General features: G+C 70.6%; 14 protein-coding genes. 9 read left to right on the top strand and 5 right to left on the bottom strand.

All coding sequences use genetic code 11. The features are described from left to right. Positions 1-3 precede the first annotated feature (3 nt). Both ACWEOW_RS12370 and ACWEOW_RS12365 read right to left on the bottom strand, forming a co-directional pair. On the bottom strand, positions 4-1,122 hold the full coding sequence (locus tag ACWEOW_RS12370; protein WP_452269501.1) for a lipid II:glycine glycyltransferase FemX: 1,119 nt from the start codon (positions 1,120-1,122) through the stop codon (positions 4-6). 83 nt (positions 1,123-1,205) lie between these two features. Beyond that, positions 1,206-1,721 carry a winged helix-turn-helix transcriptional regulator gene (locus ACWEOW_RS12365; protein WP_452269500.1) on the bottom strand — a complete coding sequence of 172 codons (516 nt, stop codon included), beginning with the start codon at positions 1,719-1,721 and terminating at the stop codon, positions 1,206-1,208. 78 nt (positions 1,722-1,799) lie between these two features. On the opposite strand from ACWEOW_RS12365, the gene ACWEOW_RS12360 reads away from it, so the two are divergent. The 5 genes from ACWEOW_RS12360 to ACWEOW_RS12340 all read left to right on the top strand — a co-directional run bounded on the left by ACWEOW_RS12360 (position 1,800) and on the right by ACWEOW_RS12340 (position 8,119). After that, positions 1,800-3,323 (top strand): MFS transporter, encoded by a 1,524-nt coding sequence (locus ACWEOW_RS12360; protein ID WP_452269499.1) that lies wholly within the window; start codon positions 1,800-1,802, stop codon positions 3,321-3,323. An 84-nt stretch (positions 3,324-3,407) separates the two neighbouring features. Beyond that, entirely contained in the window at positions 3,408-5,006 is a 1,599-nt protein-coding gene (locus ACWEOW_RS12355; protein ID WP_452269498.1) for an ABC-F family ATP-binding cassette domain-containing protein, read from the top strand. 75 nt (positions 5,007-5,081) lie between these two features. Continuing rightward, positions 5,082-5,273, top strand: a complete 192-nt coding sequence (locus ACWEOW_RS12350; RefSeq protein WP_452269497.1) for a hypothetical protein — start codon at positions 5,082-5,084, stop codon at positions 5,271-5,273. A 25-nt stretch (positions 5,274-5,298) separates the two neighbouring features. Next, entirely contained in the window at positions 5,299-6,081 is a 783-nt protein-coding gene (locus ACWEOW_RS12345) for an enoyl-CoA hydratase/isomerase family protein (protein WP_452269496.1), read from the top strand. A gap of 130 nt (positions 6,082-6,211) precedes the next feature. After that, the gene (locus ACWEOW_RS12340; protein ID WP_452269495.1) at positions 6,212-8,119 is read left to right on the top strand and encodes an ABC transporter ATP-binding protein; all 1,908 of its coding nucleotides are present in this window, start codon (positions 6,212-6,214) and stop codon (positions 8,117-8,119) included. Between the two features lie 45 nt (positions 8,120-8,164). Here the strand turns inward: ACWEOW_RS12340 and ACWEOW_RS12335 are convergent, their stop codons facing one another. Further along, positions 8,165-8,989, bottom strand: coding sequence for an SURF1 family cytochrome oxidase biogenesis protein (locus tag ACWEOW_RS12335; RefSeq protein WP_452269494.1), 825 nt, complete (start codon positions 8,987-8,989; stop codon positions 8,165-8,167). Positions 8,990-9,022: 33 nt separating this feature from the next. Here ACWEOW_RS12335 and moaA point away from each other — a divergent pair, with 33 nt between their 5' ends. Next, complete coding sequence (gene moaA / locus ACWEOW_RS12330) at positions 9,023-10,045, top strand: GTP 3',8-cyclase MoaA (RefSeq protein WP_452269493.1); 1,023 nt, start codon at positions 9,023-9,025, stop codon at positions 10,043-10,045. Positions 10,046-10,089: 44 nt separating this feature from the next. Here moaA and ACWEOW_RS12325 read toward each other — a convergent pair whose 3' ends face one another. Next, positions 10,090-10,242 carry a hypothetical protein gene (locus ACWEOW_RS12325; protein WP_452269492.1) on the bottom strand — a complete coding sequence of 51 codons (153 nt, stop codon included), beginning with the start codon at positions 10,240-10,242 and terminating at the stop codon, positions 10,090-10,092. 74 nt (positions 10,243-10,316) lie between these two features. Next, complete coding sequence (locus tag ACWEOW_RS12320) at positions 10,317-10,610, bottom strand: DUF3099 domain-containing protein (protein ID WP_452269491.1); 294 nt, start codon at positions 10,608-10,610, stop codon at positions 10,317-10,319. Between the two features lie 132 nt (positions 10,611-10,742). Between ACWEOW_RS12320 and fabG the strand changes: the two genes are divergently transcribed. The 3 genes from fabG (at position 10,743) to ACWEOW_RS12305 (ending at position 14,649) form a co-directional block, all read left to right on the top strand. Beyond that, entirely contained in the window at positions 10,743-11,462 is a 720-nt protein-coding gene (gene fabG, locus ACWEOW_RS12315; protein ID WP_452269490.1) for a 3-oxoacyl-ACP reductase FabG, read from the top strand. Between the two features lie 83 nt (positions 11,463-11,545). Then, on the top strand, positions 11,546-12,307 hold the full coding sequence (fabI, locus tag ACWEOW_RS12310) for an enoyl-ACP reductase FabI (RefSeq protein WP_452269489.1): 762 nt from the start codon (positions 11,546-11,548) through the stop codon (positions 12,305-12,307). Positions 12,308-12,369: 62 nt separating this feature from the next. After that, the gene (locus tag ACWEOW_RS12305) at positions 12,370-14,649 is read left to right on the top strand and encodes a tetratricopeptide repeat protein (RefSeq protein WP_452269488.1); all 2,280 of its coding nucleotides are present in this window, start codon (positions 12,370-12,372) and stop codon (positions 14,647-14,649) included. The last annotated feature ends 5 nt before the right edge of the window (positions 14,650-14,654 follow it).

The following is a 14,654-nucleotide window of genomic DNA, read 5'->3' as shown; positions in this document are numbered from 1 at the left end:
TGATCACCGCCGCTTCATGTAGAGGTCGAATGCCTTGTACAGCAGAGGGTTCAGGGGCAGGTCCCACTCACCCGCGAGCCGCACGGCCTCGCCGCCAGTGCCGACCTTGAACCGGATCAGCCCGATGTGCGGGTTGTCCTCGGCGACGGTGTTGGTGATGCCGCGCAGGTCATAGACCGTCGCTCCGGCCGCGAGCGAGTCGCGCAGCATGCGCCACTGGATCGCCGTCGAGCCCTGCAGCTCGCGCTTGGCGGCGGTGGACGCGCCGTAGGAGTACCACGCGTGCTCGCCGACCCTGATCCAGATCGTCGCTGCGAGCACGTCCCCGTCGTGCTCGGCCAGGTAGACGCGGATCCGCTCGGGGTCCTCGGCCGACATGACGGCATACATGTGCTCGAAGTATGCGAGCCCGCGCGGGGTGAACCGGTCACGCTCGGCGGTCTCGGCGTAGCAGCGGTGGAACGCCGGGAGGTCCGACGCGTCACCGACGCGCACGTGCACGCCGTTCTTCTCGGTCTTCTTGATGTTCCGGCGCCAGAGCTGGTTCATCCCGGCGAGGAGGTCTGCCTCGGTGCGCCCGGCCAGGGGCACCTGGAAGACGTACTCCGGCTGCCCGGCGGCAAAGCCGTCGTCGGCCGAGAGGTGCCGGAAGCCAAGCCGCCGAAGCGTGTCGACGACGGCCGTGCCGACCGGCTCGGTGACGTCCGGCGCGGCCTCGTCGTAGCGACGGACAGCGGGGTCGGCGATCGCTTCCTTGATCGTCGCGGTGTGCCAGCGGTGGGTGGCCACCGGCGGCCCGATCCGGAGCGCGAACGCCTTCTTCCGCTTGAGGTGGTCGCGGAGCGCTCGGAGCAGCTCGACCAGGCGCGGGGAGGACCAGTCGATGGACGGTCCCTCGGGGACGTAGGCCAGGGAGCGCCCGACGCGCGGCAGCGAGCGGTAGAGCACGAGTGCGGCCCCGACCATGGTGCCGTCCTCGAACCAGCCCACCGAGCCGTGCCGCCAGTCCTGCTTCACCTCACCCCATGCCGGGGTCTGCAGGAAGCTCGCCGACGGCTGCTTCTGCAGCCACAGGAGATGCTCCTCGGCGGAGATGTCACGAACGGTGATGCGCGCGTTCACGGTCGCTCACGCTACCCGAGGGGCGTGGTCGGGCTCGAAACGACGCCGGGGGTCGTCCGTTGGCAAGGGTCTGGGGTGCTGCCTCAGACGCGGATCGGGGCGAGCAGCCGGTGCGGCTTCCGGAGGGCGGCCGAGATCTCCGAGCGTGGCGGAGCCGTCGACGCTCCTGGACCGGGGAGGGTCTCGAGGTCGGCCGGTGGCGGCAGGGTGTCGCAGGTCGGGCAGCGGCCGGCGAAATCTAGGTCAGTGCCGCACGGGACGTGGCGGAAGAGGCGGCGCGGCCCGTGGGTGGAGGTCTGAGCATCCCCCCACTGGAGGAGGGCATACATCGCCGGCCAGAGTGCCTGTCCAGCGTCGGTCAGGACGTACTCGTCCCGTCCGCCATGCGCGACGCGCTCCATCACGCCAGCCTCGACGAGTGCTGAAAGGCGTTGGGTGAGAACGGCTTTGGAGATGTCCAGGCGGCGCGCGAAGTCGGTGAAGCGACGGATCCCGAACATGGCGTCCCTGACGATCAGCAGCGTCCACCGCTCGCCGACGATCTCGAGGGCGCGGGCCAGCGAGCAGTCCTGGCCGAGGTAGTCGGTGCCGAGAGCCATGGAATACATCGTAGGCGATGGTCTGTTGACCGTACTAATCCGCCGCGCAGGCGGGACGGCATACCTGAGGAGTGCACCGTGAACACGCCACCCCGGACGACCACCCGCAGCGCGAAGCGGCCCGCCGCCGGGCTCGATAATGCGGAGGTAGCCATGGCCGGTGATCCCGCGTCGGGGACCGCACCCGGGTCGGAGCCCGGGTCGGAACCCGGGCCCGTCACGCCCGGAGAGCCGCGTCGGGCACTCGCCCTCGCCGCTCTCGGCACGATGCTCGCGCTGGTCGCGTTCACGTCCCCCATCGCGACCCTCAACGCGGTCAGCCTCGACCTCGGCGCGGACATCTCCGGACGCACATGGATCCTCAGCTCGATGGGGATCGGGCTGGGGGCGGCCCTGCTCACTGCGGGCACGCTCGCCGACGACCGCGGCCGCCGTAGGGTCCTGACCGGCGGGCTCGTGCTCCTCGCGGCGGCATCGGTGGCCGGTGCTCTGGCACCGACGACCGTGGTCCTCGTGCTCGCCCGCGTGGCGCAGGGCATCGGTGCCGCTGCCGTGGTCGCCGCCAGCCTCGGGCTGGTCGCCCACTGGTTCCGTGCCGGCCACGAACGCGCCGCCGCGAGCGGCGTGTGGGGAGCCAGCGTGGGCGCCGGCATCGCTCTGGGGCCGCTGCTCTCGTCGTACCTCGAGCAGTGGGCGGCGTGGCGCGACGCATTCTGGGTCGTCGCCGTCGCCAGCCTCGGGCTCGCGGCGTGGGGTCGACTGCGCCTCGTCGAGGTCCGGTCGGCGACGCCGCGCGGGCTCGACGTCCCGGGTGCCCTACTCCTTGCCGCGTCGATGACCACCTTCCTGGCTGCCCTCGTCGAGGGTCGGCAGGGCTGGGCGAGCCCGTCGGTCGTGGTCCTGCTCGCCGGGGCCGTGGCCGCAGGTCTCGGGTTCCTGCTCGTCGAGCGGACGAGTGGGTCGGCCATGATCGACCTGTCGCTGTTCCGCAGCCCACGGTTCGTCGCAGCCACGGCCGGCGCGTTCGCGACCGGCGCGGGCATCATCGGCCTGCTGTCCTTCATGCCGGCCTTCCTGGGTCTGGCCTTCCGGCTGCCTGCCACCGAGGCGGCCCTGCTCTTCCTCACCTGGTCAGGGTCCAGCGTCGTGATGGCGCTGCTGGCGCGTCGGCTCCCGGCGAACGTGACGGGACGGGCGCGGCTTGCCGTCGGGCTCGTCGGCGTCGCCGCCGGGCAGCTCCTGCTCTTCGGGCTCACTCCTGCCACGACCTGGCCGCGACTGCTGCCGGGCCTGGTCGTGGCCGGGGTGGCCAGTGGGCTCCTCAATGCCGCCCTGGGCCGCGAAGCCGTCGCCAGCGTGCCGGCGGAGCGCGGGGGCATGGGCAGCGGCGCCAACAACACCGCTCGCTACGTCGGCTCCGCAGTCGGCGTGACGGTCGTGTCGGTAGTCGTGGCCGCGCACGCGTCGATGCCGCCGGCAGCGGGGCTCATCGCAGGGTGGAACGTCGCGGCGATCGTGACTGCCGCCATCTCGCTCGCCGGCGCCGGCATCGTGCTCGCTGCGCGCGAGCCGAAGCAGGGTGTCCTCCCGGCCGCCGGATAACGCGTCGAGACCACGCAGTCAGCGCTGGCAGAATAGAGGGGTTGTCCGGCCGGGACGGAGTCCGGCACTTGAGAGAGGTATGCCGTGATCGTCGCCACCGGGATCGAGCTGCGCGCTGGGGCTCGCCTGCTCCTCGAGGATGCGAGCTTCCGCATCGACTCCGGCGACCGGATCGGGCTCGTCGGCCGCAACGGCGCCGGCAAGACGACCCTGACGAAGGTGCTCGCGGGTGAGGGGCAGGCGGCAGCCGGCACGGTCACCCGCACCGGGGCGGTGGGCTACCTGCCGCAGGACCCGCGCACCGGTGATCTCGAGGTGCTGGCCCGCGACCGCATCCTGTCGGCGCGCGGCCTCGATGTGATCGTCCGCCAGCGCGCTGAGGCCGAAGCCCGGATGGCGAGCGAGGACGACAAGGTCCGCGAGAAGGCCATGCGCAAGTACGCCCGCCTCGAGGTCGAGTTCGAGACCCAGGGCGGGTATGCCGCCGAGTCGGAGGCGGCAGCGATCGCCAGTGCCCTCGGACTCGAGGAGCGCGTCCTCAACCAGCCGCTGCGAACGCTGTCGGGTGGTCAGCGACGCCGGGTCGAGCTTTCGCGAATCCTCTTCTCCGGCAACGAGACCCTGCTGCTGGATGAGCCGACGAACCACCTCGACGCCGACTCGATCGGGTGGCTGCGCGACTACCTGCGCGCCTACAAGGGCGGTCTCATCGTCATCAGCCACGACGTCGCTCTGCTCGACGAGGTGGTCAACAAGGTCTACCACCTCGACGCCAACCGCTCCGCCCTTGATGTCTACAACATGGGCTGGAAGACGTACATCCAGCAGCGCGAGACCGACGAGCGCCGCCGCAAGCGCGAGTTCGCCAACGCTCAGAAGAAGGCGAGCGCGCTGCTTGCACAGGCCGACAAGATGCGCGCGAAGGCCACCAAGGCGACCGCCGCGCAGAACATGGCCCGCCGCGCCGAGCGCCTGATGGCGGAGGTGGAGGGCGAGCGAGTCCAGGACAGGGTCGCCCGGCTGCGGTTTCCCAAGCCGGCGCCGTGCGGAAAGACCCCGCTGCGTGCCTCGGGGCTCTCGCGGTCGTACGGCTCGCTCGAGGTCTTCACGGACGTGGACCTCGCGATCGACCGGGGCAGCAAGGTCGTCGTGCTCGGGCTGAACGGCGCAGGCAAGACCACGCTGCTGCGAATGCTGGCCGGTGTCGACGAGCCGGATACCGGCGAGGTCGAGCCGGGGCACGGCCTCAAGCTCGGCTACTACGCACAGGAGCACGAGAACCTCGACGTCGACCGCAGCGTGCTCGCGAACATGAAGTCGGCGGCGCCCGACCTCGGTGAGACCGACGTCCGCAAGGTGCTGGGTTCGTTCCTCTTCTCGGGAGACGACGTCGACAAGCCTGCAGCCGTGCTGTCGGGGGGCGAGAAGACCCGCCTGTCGCTGGCGATGCTCGTGGTCAGCTCGGCCAACGTGCTGCTCCTCGACGAGCCCACGAACAACCTCGACCCGGCGTCGCGGGCCGAGATCCTCGGCGCGCTGTCGACGTACGAAGGCGCGGTGGTCCTTGTGACGCACGACGAGGGCGCCGTCGACGCCCTGGAGCCGGAGCGGATCCTGCTCCTGCCTGATGGCGTGGAGGATCTCTGGGGGCCCGACTACAAGGACCTCATCGCACTCGCCTGATTCATAAGTGGTTGTGATGGATCACATGATGGACGGTTATTGTATTTGGCGGGCACGGTCGGCACTCTGGTCACCATGCCGCTCGACCACCTCACCTGCCCGTACTGCGCGGGTGACGACCTGACGCCGTTCCCGGACCCGACCTCCGCATGGTCGTGCCTGGACTGCACGCGCGTCATCCGGGTGGAGACCGTGCAGCCCGCGTCGGTGACCGGCTGGGGAGTCCTGCGGGTCATCGCCCCGCGCCGCACCGCCGCGGCTGCCTGAGGCGGGCGTCGGTAGCCTGCGAGGCATGACGCATCCGCACCTTCGGGTCGAGACCGACGGCCCGGTCCGCACCATCACCTTGGACAACGCTGCGCGCCGCAACGCGCAGACGCCGTCGCTCTGGACCGCCCTGGCGCAGGAGGCGCGGGCGGTGCCCGACGAGGTGCGCGTTGTCGTGCTGAGCGGCGCGGGTCCGGCCTTCTCCGCGGGGATCGACACTGCCATGTTCACCCCGGCCGGAGTGCCGGGCGAGCAGAGCCTGGCCGAGCTGGCCCAGGGCGGTCCGAGCGGCATCCAGCGGGGCATCGCGGCATACCAGGACGGCTTCACCGCCTGGGGCGAGTGCCCTGCCGTCGTGGTTGCTGCCGTCCAGGGATATGCCATCGGCGCGGGCTTCCAGCTCGCCCTGGCCGCGGACCTGCGGGTGGCCACCGCGGACGCTCGGTTCGCGATGCGCGAGACGAGCCTCGGTCTTGTCCCTGACCTTGGCGGCACCAAGCCTCTGGTCGACCTCGTCGGGTACGCCCGCGCGCTCGAGATCTGTGCCACTGGGCGCTTCGTCGCAGCCGACGAGGCCCTCGCGATGGGTCTGGTCAACGTCGTCGCACCGGCAGAGGGCCGCGAGGGCCTCGTCGCCGCCACCGGGGCGCTCGTCGACGCCCTCCTTTCCGCACCGGCTCACGCGCTGCGCGCGCTCAAGCCGCTCCTGCGGTCAGCGGTCACCTCCGACCGCGGGCAGCAGCTGGCGACCGAGCGTGAGGCCCAGACCGGCCTGCTCCTGTCGCTGCTGTCCGAGCCGACCGCATGACCTGACCTGCCCGATCCGAGCCGCCGAGCTGCTGAGCTGGTCGGGCTGGTGGGGCTGGTCGGGCTCTGGTCGGGCTCTGGTCGGGCTCGGGCGCGCCGAGCGGGAATCGCTGTCGGTGCCGGGGAGTTTGATGGAGGAGAGGAAGGAGGCCCTGGCTTTGGGGATGCAGCCCTGGATGGCGATGCGGTCGATGTCGCGAGACTCGTCGGTCGCCGAGAAGACACTCGCGCCGGGCACCCGGCGACGGGTCCTGTCGTATGCCGCTCCGTACCGCGGGTCGATCATCGGCTTCCTGGTGGTCGTGGTCATCGACTCGGCCCTGGTCGTGGCCGTTCCGCTGCTGCTCAAGCGGCTCGTCGACGACGGCGTCATCCCGAAGGACTCCGGGGTGGTCGTCCGCCTGGCGGCGCTCGTGGCAGCCATCGCGATCCTCGACGCGGTGCTGACGATCGTCTCGCGGTGGTACTCCTCGCGGATCGGTGAGGGCCTCATCAACGATCTCCGCACCGAGGTCTTCGCTCATGTGCTGCGTCAGCCGATCGCCTTCTTCACCCGAGCCCAGACCGGATCCTTGGTCACCCGGCTCAACAGCGACGTGATCGGCGCCCAGCAGGCGTTCACCTCGGTGCTGTCCAACGTCGTGTCCAACATCGTGACCGTGGTCCTCGTCGTCGGCGCGATGCTCGCGCTGTCGTGGCAGCTGACCATCGGGTCGCTGCTGCTCGTGCCGCTGTTCCTGTTCCCCGCCAGGTTCATGGGCCGTCGGCTGGCCACACTCGCGCACCGGCAGATGCAGCTCAACGCCGACATGGGATCGCGTATGGCCGAGCGCTTCAACGTCGCCGGTGCGCTGCTCGTCAAGCTCTTCGGCACCCCGGCCCGCGAGGAGGCGGAGTACGCCGAGCGCGCCGGAAAGGTCCGGGACATCGGCGTCGAGATCTCCATCAACAGGGCGGTCTTCATGGTCGCCCTGGGCCTGGTGGCGGCTCTGGCAACGGCGATGGTCTACGGCTTCGGCGGCGTCATGGCCGTCAACGGCACGCTGTCCGTGGGCACGCTGCTCGCCCTTGCGGCCCTGCTGGCGCGCCTCTACGGGCCGCTCACCTCGCTGTCCAACGTCCGCGTCGATGTCATGACCGCTCTCATCTCGTTCGAGCGTGTCTTCGAGATCCTCGATCTCCAGCCGCTCGTCAAGGAGAAGCCGGGAGCGGTCGACCTGCCCGCGGGTCCCCTCGACGTCGAGCTCGACCACGTGTCCTTCGGCTACCCGTCGGCCGACGAGGTGTCACTGGCCTCGCTCGAGTCGGTCGCCTCGGGTGACCGTCGGGGGAGCGGGGAGGTCCTGCACAACGTCTCGCTCACCGCCCGCGCAGGGTCGCTCGTCGCACTCGTCGGACCCTCCGGCGGCGGCAAGACGACGCTGACCTCACTGGTGGCCCGCCTGTACGACCCGACGTCCGGCACGGTGCAGGTGGGGGGAGTCGACCTGCGCGACGCGACCATGTCATCCCTTCGCGACCGGGTCGGCGTAGTGACACAGGAAGCGCACCTGTTCCACGACACGATCCGGGCGAACCTCCTCTACGCACGGCACGACGCGACCGACGAGGAGCTGGACGCCGTTCTACGGGCCGCGCAGATCGGCGACCTCATCGACGAGCTCCCAGAGGGCCTGGACACGGTCGTCGGCGACCGCGGCCATCGTCTGTCCGGTGGTGAGAAGCAGCGGCTCGCGATCGCCCGGCTGCTGCTCAAGGCCCCCGACGTCGTCGTCCTGGACGAGGCCACCGCACACCTGGACTCGGAGTCCGAGGTCGCCGTGCAGCGAGCCCTCGACGCCGCCCTCGAGGGCCGCACCTCGATCGTCATCGCGCACCGGCTGTCGACGATCCGCCAGGCCGACCTCATCGTCGTGCTCGACCACGGCCGCGTCGTCCAGACGGGCCGGCACGCGGAGCTGCTGGCCGCGGGTGGGCTCTATGCCGATCTGCACGCGACCCAGTTCGACGTCGGCGAGGCCGCCTCGACCGTGGCCTGAGGGCGCCCGAGTCACCGTGTGCACGTCGGGCTCACCCGGCGCTGCTCAGGCATCCTCCTCGTCCCAGATCCGCACCTTCTTCGGCTTGGCCGGCTTCGCCGGTGAAGGAGCCGCCTGCGGGCCCGGACCCTCCAGCTCGGCCTCGCGGGTCGCGAGCTCGTGACGGATCGCCCAGAACACGAAGATCAGCCCACCGGGCATGAACAGCCACCACTGGAACGCGTAGGCCTGGTGCGGGCCGAGGTCCTCCTCGGGCTTCGGGAGCACGACGACCGGGTGGTCGCCCCGGAGCGCTGCGGGCTGTTGCGAGCCGAGCACGACATACGCGTCGACATTCGAGAGCGAGCCGAGCTGGGCTCGCGCGTCGTCGAGGCTGATGCTCGCCAGCTGTGGCCGGGGCAGCTCGCGACCGAGGCTCGGCTCGCCGGTCCGCAGCCACCCGGTGACCTCGACCGGCCCCACCGGAGGCGAGTCCGTTCCCGGGGTCGCCTCGGCGTTCTCGCCGTTGGGCACCCAGCCACGGTCGACCAGCAGCGTGAGGCCCTCGCTGGTCGTCATCGGGGTGAGGACCTCGAAGCCGACCGTGCTGTCGAGCGTCCGGTTGCGGACGAGCAGGTCCGAGCCAGCGGCATACGTGCCGGTGAAGGTCACTCGCGTCCACTGTTGCTCGGGCGTGAGGCCGCCCTGCAGCGGCACCTGGGACAGCGGCACGGGCCGTGACTGGTAGTTGGCCGCGATCGCGTCGACCTTCGTGCGCTGCTCGAGGTACCGGTGCCACTGCCACAGGCCGAGGTAGAAGCAGGCCACCGCGAAGGCGATCGCGAGGAGGGTCCCCACGAGCCAACGCCGAGTCAGCCAGAGTCGAAGCACGGATCGACGGTACCCCGGCTTAGAGTGGTGCTCATGACCCGCCTTCCCGATCCGACGGTTCGGCCGGCCGGGCTGGTCGACCAGTTCGGCCGAGTGGCCCGCGACCTGCGCGTGTCGGTGACCGACCGATGCAACCTCCGCTGCACCTACTGCATGCCGGCCGAGGGCCTGCCCTGGATGCCCAAGGCAGAGATGCTCACCGACGAGGAGATGCTTCGGGTCATCGGGCTGTTCGTGCGCGACGGGGTGACCCAGGTGCGCCTCACGGGCGGCGAGCCGCTGCTGCGCCGGTCGCTCGTCGAGCTCGTCAGCGGGATCGCCGCTCTCGAGCCGCGCCCCCGCATCGCGATGACGACCAACGGCGTCGGGCTAGAGCGGGTGGCGCACGGGCTGGCTGCCGCGGGGCTCGACCGCGTCAACGTCAGCCTCGACACCATCGATGCCGAGACCTTCACCCAGCTGACCCGCCGCGACCGCATCAACGACGTCGAGGCGGGCCTCAAAGCGGCTGCCGACGCCGGGCTCACCCCGGTCAAGGTCAACGCGGTGGCCATGCGGGGCATCAACGACGAGTCGGTGGCCGACGTCCTCGCGTGGTGCCTCGAACGCGGCTACGAGCTGCGGTTCATCGAGCAGATGCCCCTGGACGCCCAGCACGCATGGGACCGCGGCGACATGGTCACGGCCGACGAGATCCGAGCCCGGCTCTCCGAGCGCTGGCAGCTCACGCCCCTGCCGCAGAGCGAGCGAGGGAGCGCGCCGGCGGAGCGGTTCCTCATCGACGGAGGCCCACGCACCGTCGGCATCATCGCCAGCGTGACCGCGGCGTTCTGTGCCGCCTGCGACCGCACCCGGCTCACCGCCGACGGACAGGTGCGCAACTGCCTGTTCTCGAACACCGAGACCGACCTGCGCACCCCGATGCGCGACGGCGCCACCGACGACGAGCTGCTCGATCTCATCCGCGGCGAGATGTGGCGCAAGCGGCGCGGCCACGGCATCGGCGACCCGGGGTTCGTGCAGCCGGAGCGGCCGATGTCAGCGATCGGCGGCTGAGCACCGCCTGAGGTTCACCAGCAGGCGCCGAGCGCGTACGGCCGTCAGCCGTCCGCTGCCGTCAGCTGCTCGACCGGGATGACCTCGATGAGGAAGCCGCGCATCGCGACGAAGTCGGCCAGAGACTGGCGGTGGTCGTCGCACGCGAGCCACACCTTGCGACGGTCGGCCGCGTGGAGCTTCGGGTTGCGCCACACGACGGCATGTCTGGCGACCGCACGGCACCCTTTCGCGCTGCAGGCGTGGTCCGACGCGACAGGCCCGGCCTCGCTCACTGCTCGAGGCGGTTCGTGTCGTCCGGGGCCGGTGTGACGTGCTCGAAACGCCCTTCCTCACCCGGCCTGACGGCGTTCGCGATGACGACCGCGAAGTAGGGGATCGCGACCGCGCCGATGATCGCGGCCCACCGCACCCACCCCGAGGTGACGAAGACGAGACCGAAGCACGCCACCCGGATCCCCATCATCGTGAGGTACCGCTTGACCCGCTTGTCCTGGTCGTCGGTCGACGCCGTCGGCGCCGAGGTGACGGTGTGCACCACGGGATCGTTCTTCGGTCTTGCCACGCCTCCACCTTAGGCCGCCTGCCGAGAGGGTGACACCGTGCTGTCTACCCTTCGGTAGTCCGTTAGGTTTCGGGTCAGCAAGCGACACAGCAGACGAGCACCGGCGCACGCCGGACGGACGGAGGAAGCCAAGTGGCACCGAGCGAGCCGCGAAACGTGCTGGTCACGGGTGGCAACCGAGGCATCGGCCTCGCCATCGCCAAGGCGTTCGCCGAGGCGGGCGACAACGTCATCATCACGCACCGGTCCGGCGAGCCCCCGGAGGGCCTGCGCGGCGTCCGCTGCGAGGTCACCGACACGGCGTCGGTCGACGCAGCCTTCACCGAGGCGGAGCAGATCTTCGGCGGGCCCGTCGAGGTCCTCGTCGCCAACGCCGGCATCACCAAGGACACGCTGCTCATGCGGATGAGCGACGACGAGTTCGACTCGGTGATCGACACGAACCTCGCGGGCGCCTTCAGGTGTGCTCGCCGCGCAGCCACCGGCATGATCCGCAAGCGGCGCGGGCGGATCGTCCTGATCTCCAGCGTCGTCGGACTCTACGGCTCGCCCGGGCAGACCAACTACGCCGCCAGCAAGTCCGGGCTGGTCGGGCTCGCCCGGTCGATCACCCGCGAGCTCGGCGGCCGCGGCATCACGGCCAACGTCGTAGCCCCCGGATTCATCGACACCGAGATGACGGCCGTGCTTCCCGACGACCAGAAGAAGGCCTACCTGGCCAGCATCCCGGCGGGCCGGTTCGCCACGCCCGAGGAGGTCGCGTCGGTGGTGCGCTTCGTCGCGAGCGACGACGCGGCATACATCTCGGGGGCCGTGATCCCCGTCGACGGCGGGCTCGGCATGGGCCACTGAAACCACACCTCACGCGCGACTCGCGCAGCTGTCACCGCATCAGGCTCGCAGCACGTTCCGGACCACACGAGAAAGTCGCAGGCATGGGAATCCTCGAAGGCAAGAAGCTCCTCATCACCGGCGTCCTCATGGACAGCTCCATCGCGTTCCACGTCGCGAAGATCGCCCAGCAGGAGGGGGCGACGGTGGTGCTGACCTCGTTCGGGCGCACGATGAAGATCACCCAGACGATCTCCCGGCGGCTGCCCGAGACGCCCCAGGTCATCGAGCTCGACGTCGCCAACACGGAGCACCTCGACACCCTCAGCGAGCGGCTGCGCGAGCATGTGGACGGCCTCGACGGCGTGCTGCACTCCATCGGGTTCGCGCCTCAGGGCGCCTTCAACTTCATGGAGGGCACCTGGGACGACGTGGCGACGGCGCTGCACATCTCGGCATACAGCCTCAAGAGCCTTGCCACGGCTTCGCTCCCGCTGATGGCGGACGGCGGCAGCATCGTCGGCCTCACCTTCGACGCCAAGTTCGCGTGGCCGGTCTACGACTGGATGGGGGTCGCCAAGGCCGCCTTCGAGTCGACGAGCCGCTACCTCGCGCGCGACCTCGGGCCGAAGGGAGTGCGATGCAACCTCGTGGCCGCCGGTCCGATTCGCACCACGGCGGCCAAGTCCATCCCGGGCTTCGAGCAGTTCGAGAACAGCTGGGGCGACCGGGCTCCGCTGGGCTGGGACATCAACGACCCCGAACCGGCGGCCAAGGCCTGCGCCGCACTGCTGTCCGACTGGTTCCCGGCCACGACGGGCGAGATCGTGCACGTCGACGGTGGCGTCCACGCGATGGGACAGTGAACGTCACGCGTCATCGGAGCCGCAGGTGCGCGGGCGCCTGCTCGGGTCGCTAGAGTCTGCGCATGCCTGACGCCGGTAGCCAGTCCAGCAGCGTGACAACCACCGACGCACCGGCCGTCGAGCCCACTCGAGTGACCCGGCGCGAGCCCGTCCGCGTCGACGAGGTCCGCGTGCTCGACGGGCCCAACCTCTACTTCGCCCGCCCCGCCATCAAGGTGATCCTGCATCTGCCCGGCTACCTCGACCTCAAGCGCACCGAGGCAGAGGCGCTGGGGCACCGGCTGGGCATGCGTTCGGTCCGTCCCGGGCGCCGAGGCACCGCGCTGCGCCAGCGCTTCGTCATGCGCGTCATCCGCACTGTCATGCGACGGGTCGGCACCGAGATCGGCACGGGGCGCCTCGGGGTCCGGGTCCGCGCGGGCCAGACCGTCGAGGACATCGTGCTCGCCTTCCCATGGATCCACCGCACTCGTGGCCGGGCCGCCGGCGAGCAGATCGGCGTGGTGCTGACAGGCCTGCTCGACCGCACGCAGCGTGCGGAAGACGTGATCGAGGCGGCTGCGGTGGCCATCATGGCCTCGCCCGACGGCCCGGGCCCCAACGTCATCACCCCGACCGTGCCGGTGGCATCGGTGACCGGGACGAACGGCAAGACGACGACGACGCGGCTCATGGCCCACATGTGCATGACGGCCGGTCTCACGACGGCCTGGAGCTCCACGGACGGGATCGTCGTCATGGGCGAGACCAAGGAGGACGGCGACTTCTCCGGACCCGCAGGCGCCCGAGGCGTGCTCGAGACTCCGGGGCTCGACATCGGCATCCTCGAGACGGCCCGAGGAGGAATGCTGCTCAAGGGCATGGGCGTCACCGAGAACGACGTGAGCGTCGTGACCAACGTCAGCGCAGACCACCTGGGCCTGCAGGGGATCGACACGCTCGACCAGCTCGCCGAGGTCAAGGCCATCGTCACCACCGTCACCAAGCCGCAGGGATGGGTCGTGCTCAACGGCGACGACCCGCGGGTCTGGGCGATGCGTCACGGGATCAAGGCCAAGCCCTGGGCGTTCAGCCTCGACCCTGCCTCACCGGCTCTGTGGGAGTCGATCAACATGGGCGGGCGCGGCATCACCGTGCTCGACGGCGAGATCGTGGTGTTGACGCCGAACGGCGACCCCGACCGGCTCGTCAAGATCGTCGACGTGCCGATGACGATGAGCGGGCTCTCGCGCAACAACATCGCCAACGCCCTCGCCGGCGCGGCCGCCGCGCTCGGCCTGGGGGTGGCCCGGTCTGCGGTGGTCGAAGGGCTGCGCACGTTCGCTCCCGACCCCCAGCACAACTGGGGCCGGCTCAACACCTACACCCTGCCGCTGGACGGCGGCGGCAAGGCCACCGTGATCATGGACATGGCCCACAACGAGGCGGGGCTCGAGTCCCTGCTGGAGGTGGCTCGCGGGCTCGCCGCCCCGGGCGGGGCAGTCCGGCTCAGCCTCGGCTGCGCTGGCGACCGCGCTGACGACGCCATCATGTCGATGGGCGAGATCGCCGGCCGCGGCGCGGAGCAGGTCGTGCTCAAGATCGCCGAGCACTATCTGCGCGGTCGCGACCCCGAGGCGCTGCTCGGGCTCTTCCGGGAGGGGCTGGCCAAGGTCGGGGTCCTCGACGTGCCCGGCTACGGCACCGAGCTGGCGTCGTTCGAGGCCCTCGTTCCGCACGCCCTCGACGGCGACGTCATCGCGCTGATGTGCCACGCCGAGCGCGCCGAGGTCGACGGTTGGATCCGCGAGCACGACGGCAAGGTCGATGACGCCCGGGCGATCCGCCGCAAGGTCGTCGCCGCGCGTGGCGAGCACGAGCTCGAGTCGGAGATCGCGGCGCTGTGGCAGCTGGACGACGAGGACGCCCGCCTGGCCGCGGCCCAGACGCTCGTCGACGAGCACCCCAACGACGCCCGGCTCGTCTTCGAGCTCGCCGGCGCCAAGGACTCCATGGGCGACGAGCAGGGGGCGATCACGCTGTACGAAGAGGCGCTCGCCGGTGGCCTCAAGGAGCCCCACCGGCACCGCGGCCAGCTGCAGCTCGCCTCGAGCCTGCGAGTGGTCGGCCGGGTCGCCGAGGCCCAGGCCATCGTCTCCGAGGTGCTCGAGACCCGGCCGCACAACACCGCGGCCCTCATGCTCCGCGCGCTGGTGCAGGCCGACCTCGGGCAGGAGCGGCAGGCGGTTGCGGACCTGATCCGGGCCACGCTCGATGCCACGACGGACGCCGACACGCAGTCGTACCGCCGTGCCCTGCGTGCCTACGCCGACGAGCTCGCCCCCTCCATCACCACCGACTGACTCAG

The organism is Monashia sp. NPDC004114 (genome assembly GCF_053603855.1).
The sequence above is the reverse complement of the archived record's forward strand: the minus strand, read 5'-3'. Positions and strand labels throughout refer to the sequence as shown.

Excerpts from the sequence above, each read along its gene's own strand:
- ACWEOW_RS12350 (WP_452269497.1), top strand. The coding sequence starts at position 5,082 with ATGCCGCTCGACCACCTCACCTGCCCGTACTGCGCGGGTGACGACCTG.
- ACWEOW_RS12340 (WP_452269495.1), top strand. The coding sequence starts at position 6,212 with ATGGAGGAGAGGAAGGAGGCCCTGGCTTTGGGGATGCAGCCCTGGATG.
- moaA (WP_452269493.1), top strand. The coding sequence starts at position 9,023 with ATGACCCGCCTTCCCGATCCGACGGTTCGGCCGGCCGGGCTGGTCGAC.
- ACWEOW_RS12305 (WP_452269488.1), top strand. The coding sequence starts at position 12,370 with ATGCCTGACGCCGGTAGCCAGTCCAGCAGCGTGACAACCACCGACGCA.
- ACWEOW_RS12365 (WP_452269500.1), bottom strand. The coding sequence starts at position 1,721 with ATGGCTCTCGGCACCGACTACCTCGGCCAGGACTGCTCGCTGGCCCGC.
- fabI (WP_452269489.1), top strand. The coding sequence starts at position 11,546 with ATGGGAATCCTCGAAGGCAAGAAGCTCCTCATCACCGGCGTCCTCATG.
- ACWEOW_RS12345 (WP_452269496.1), top strand. The coding sequence starts at position 5,299 with ATGACGCATCCGCACCTTCGGGTCGAGACCGACGGCCCGGTCCGCACC.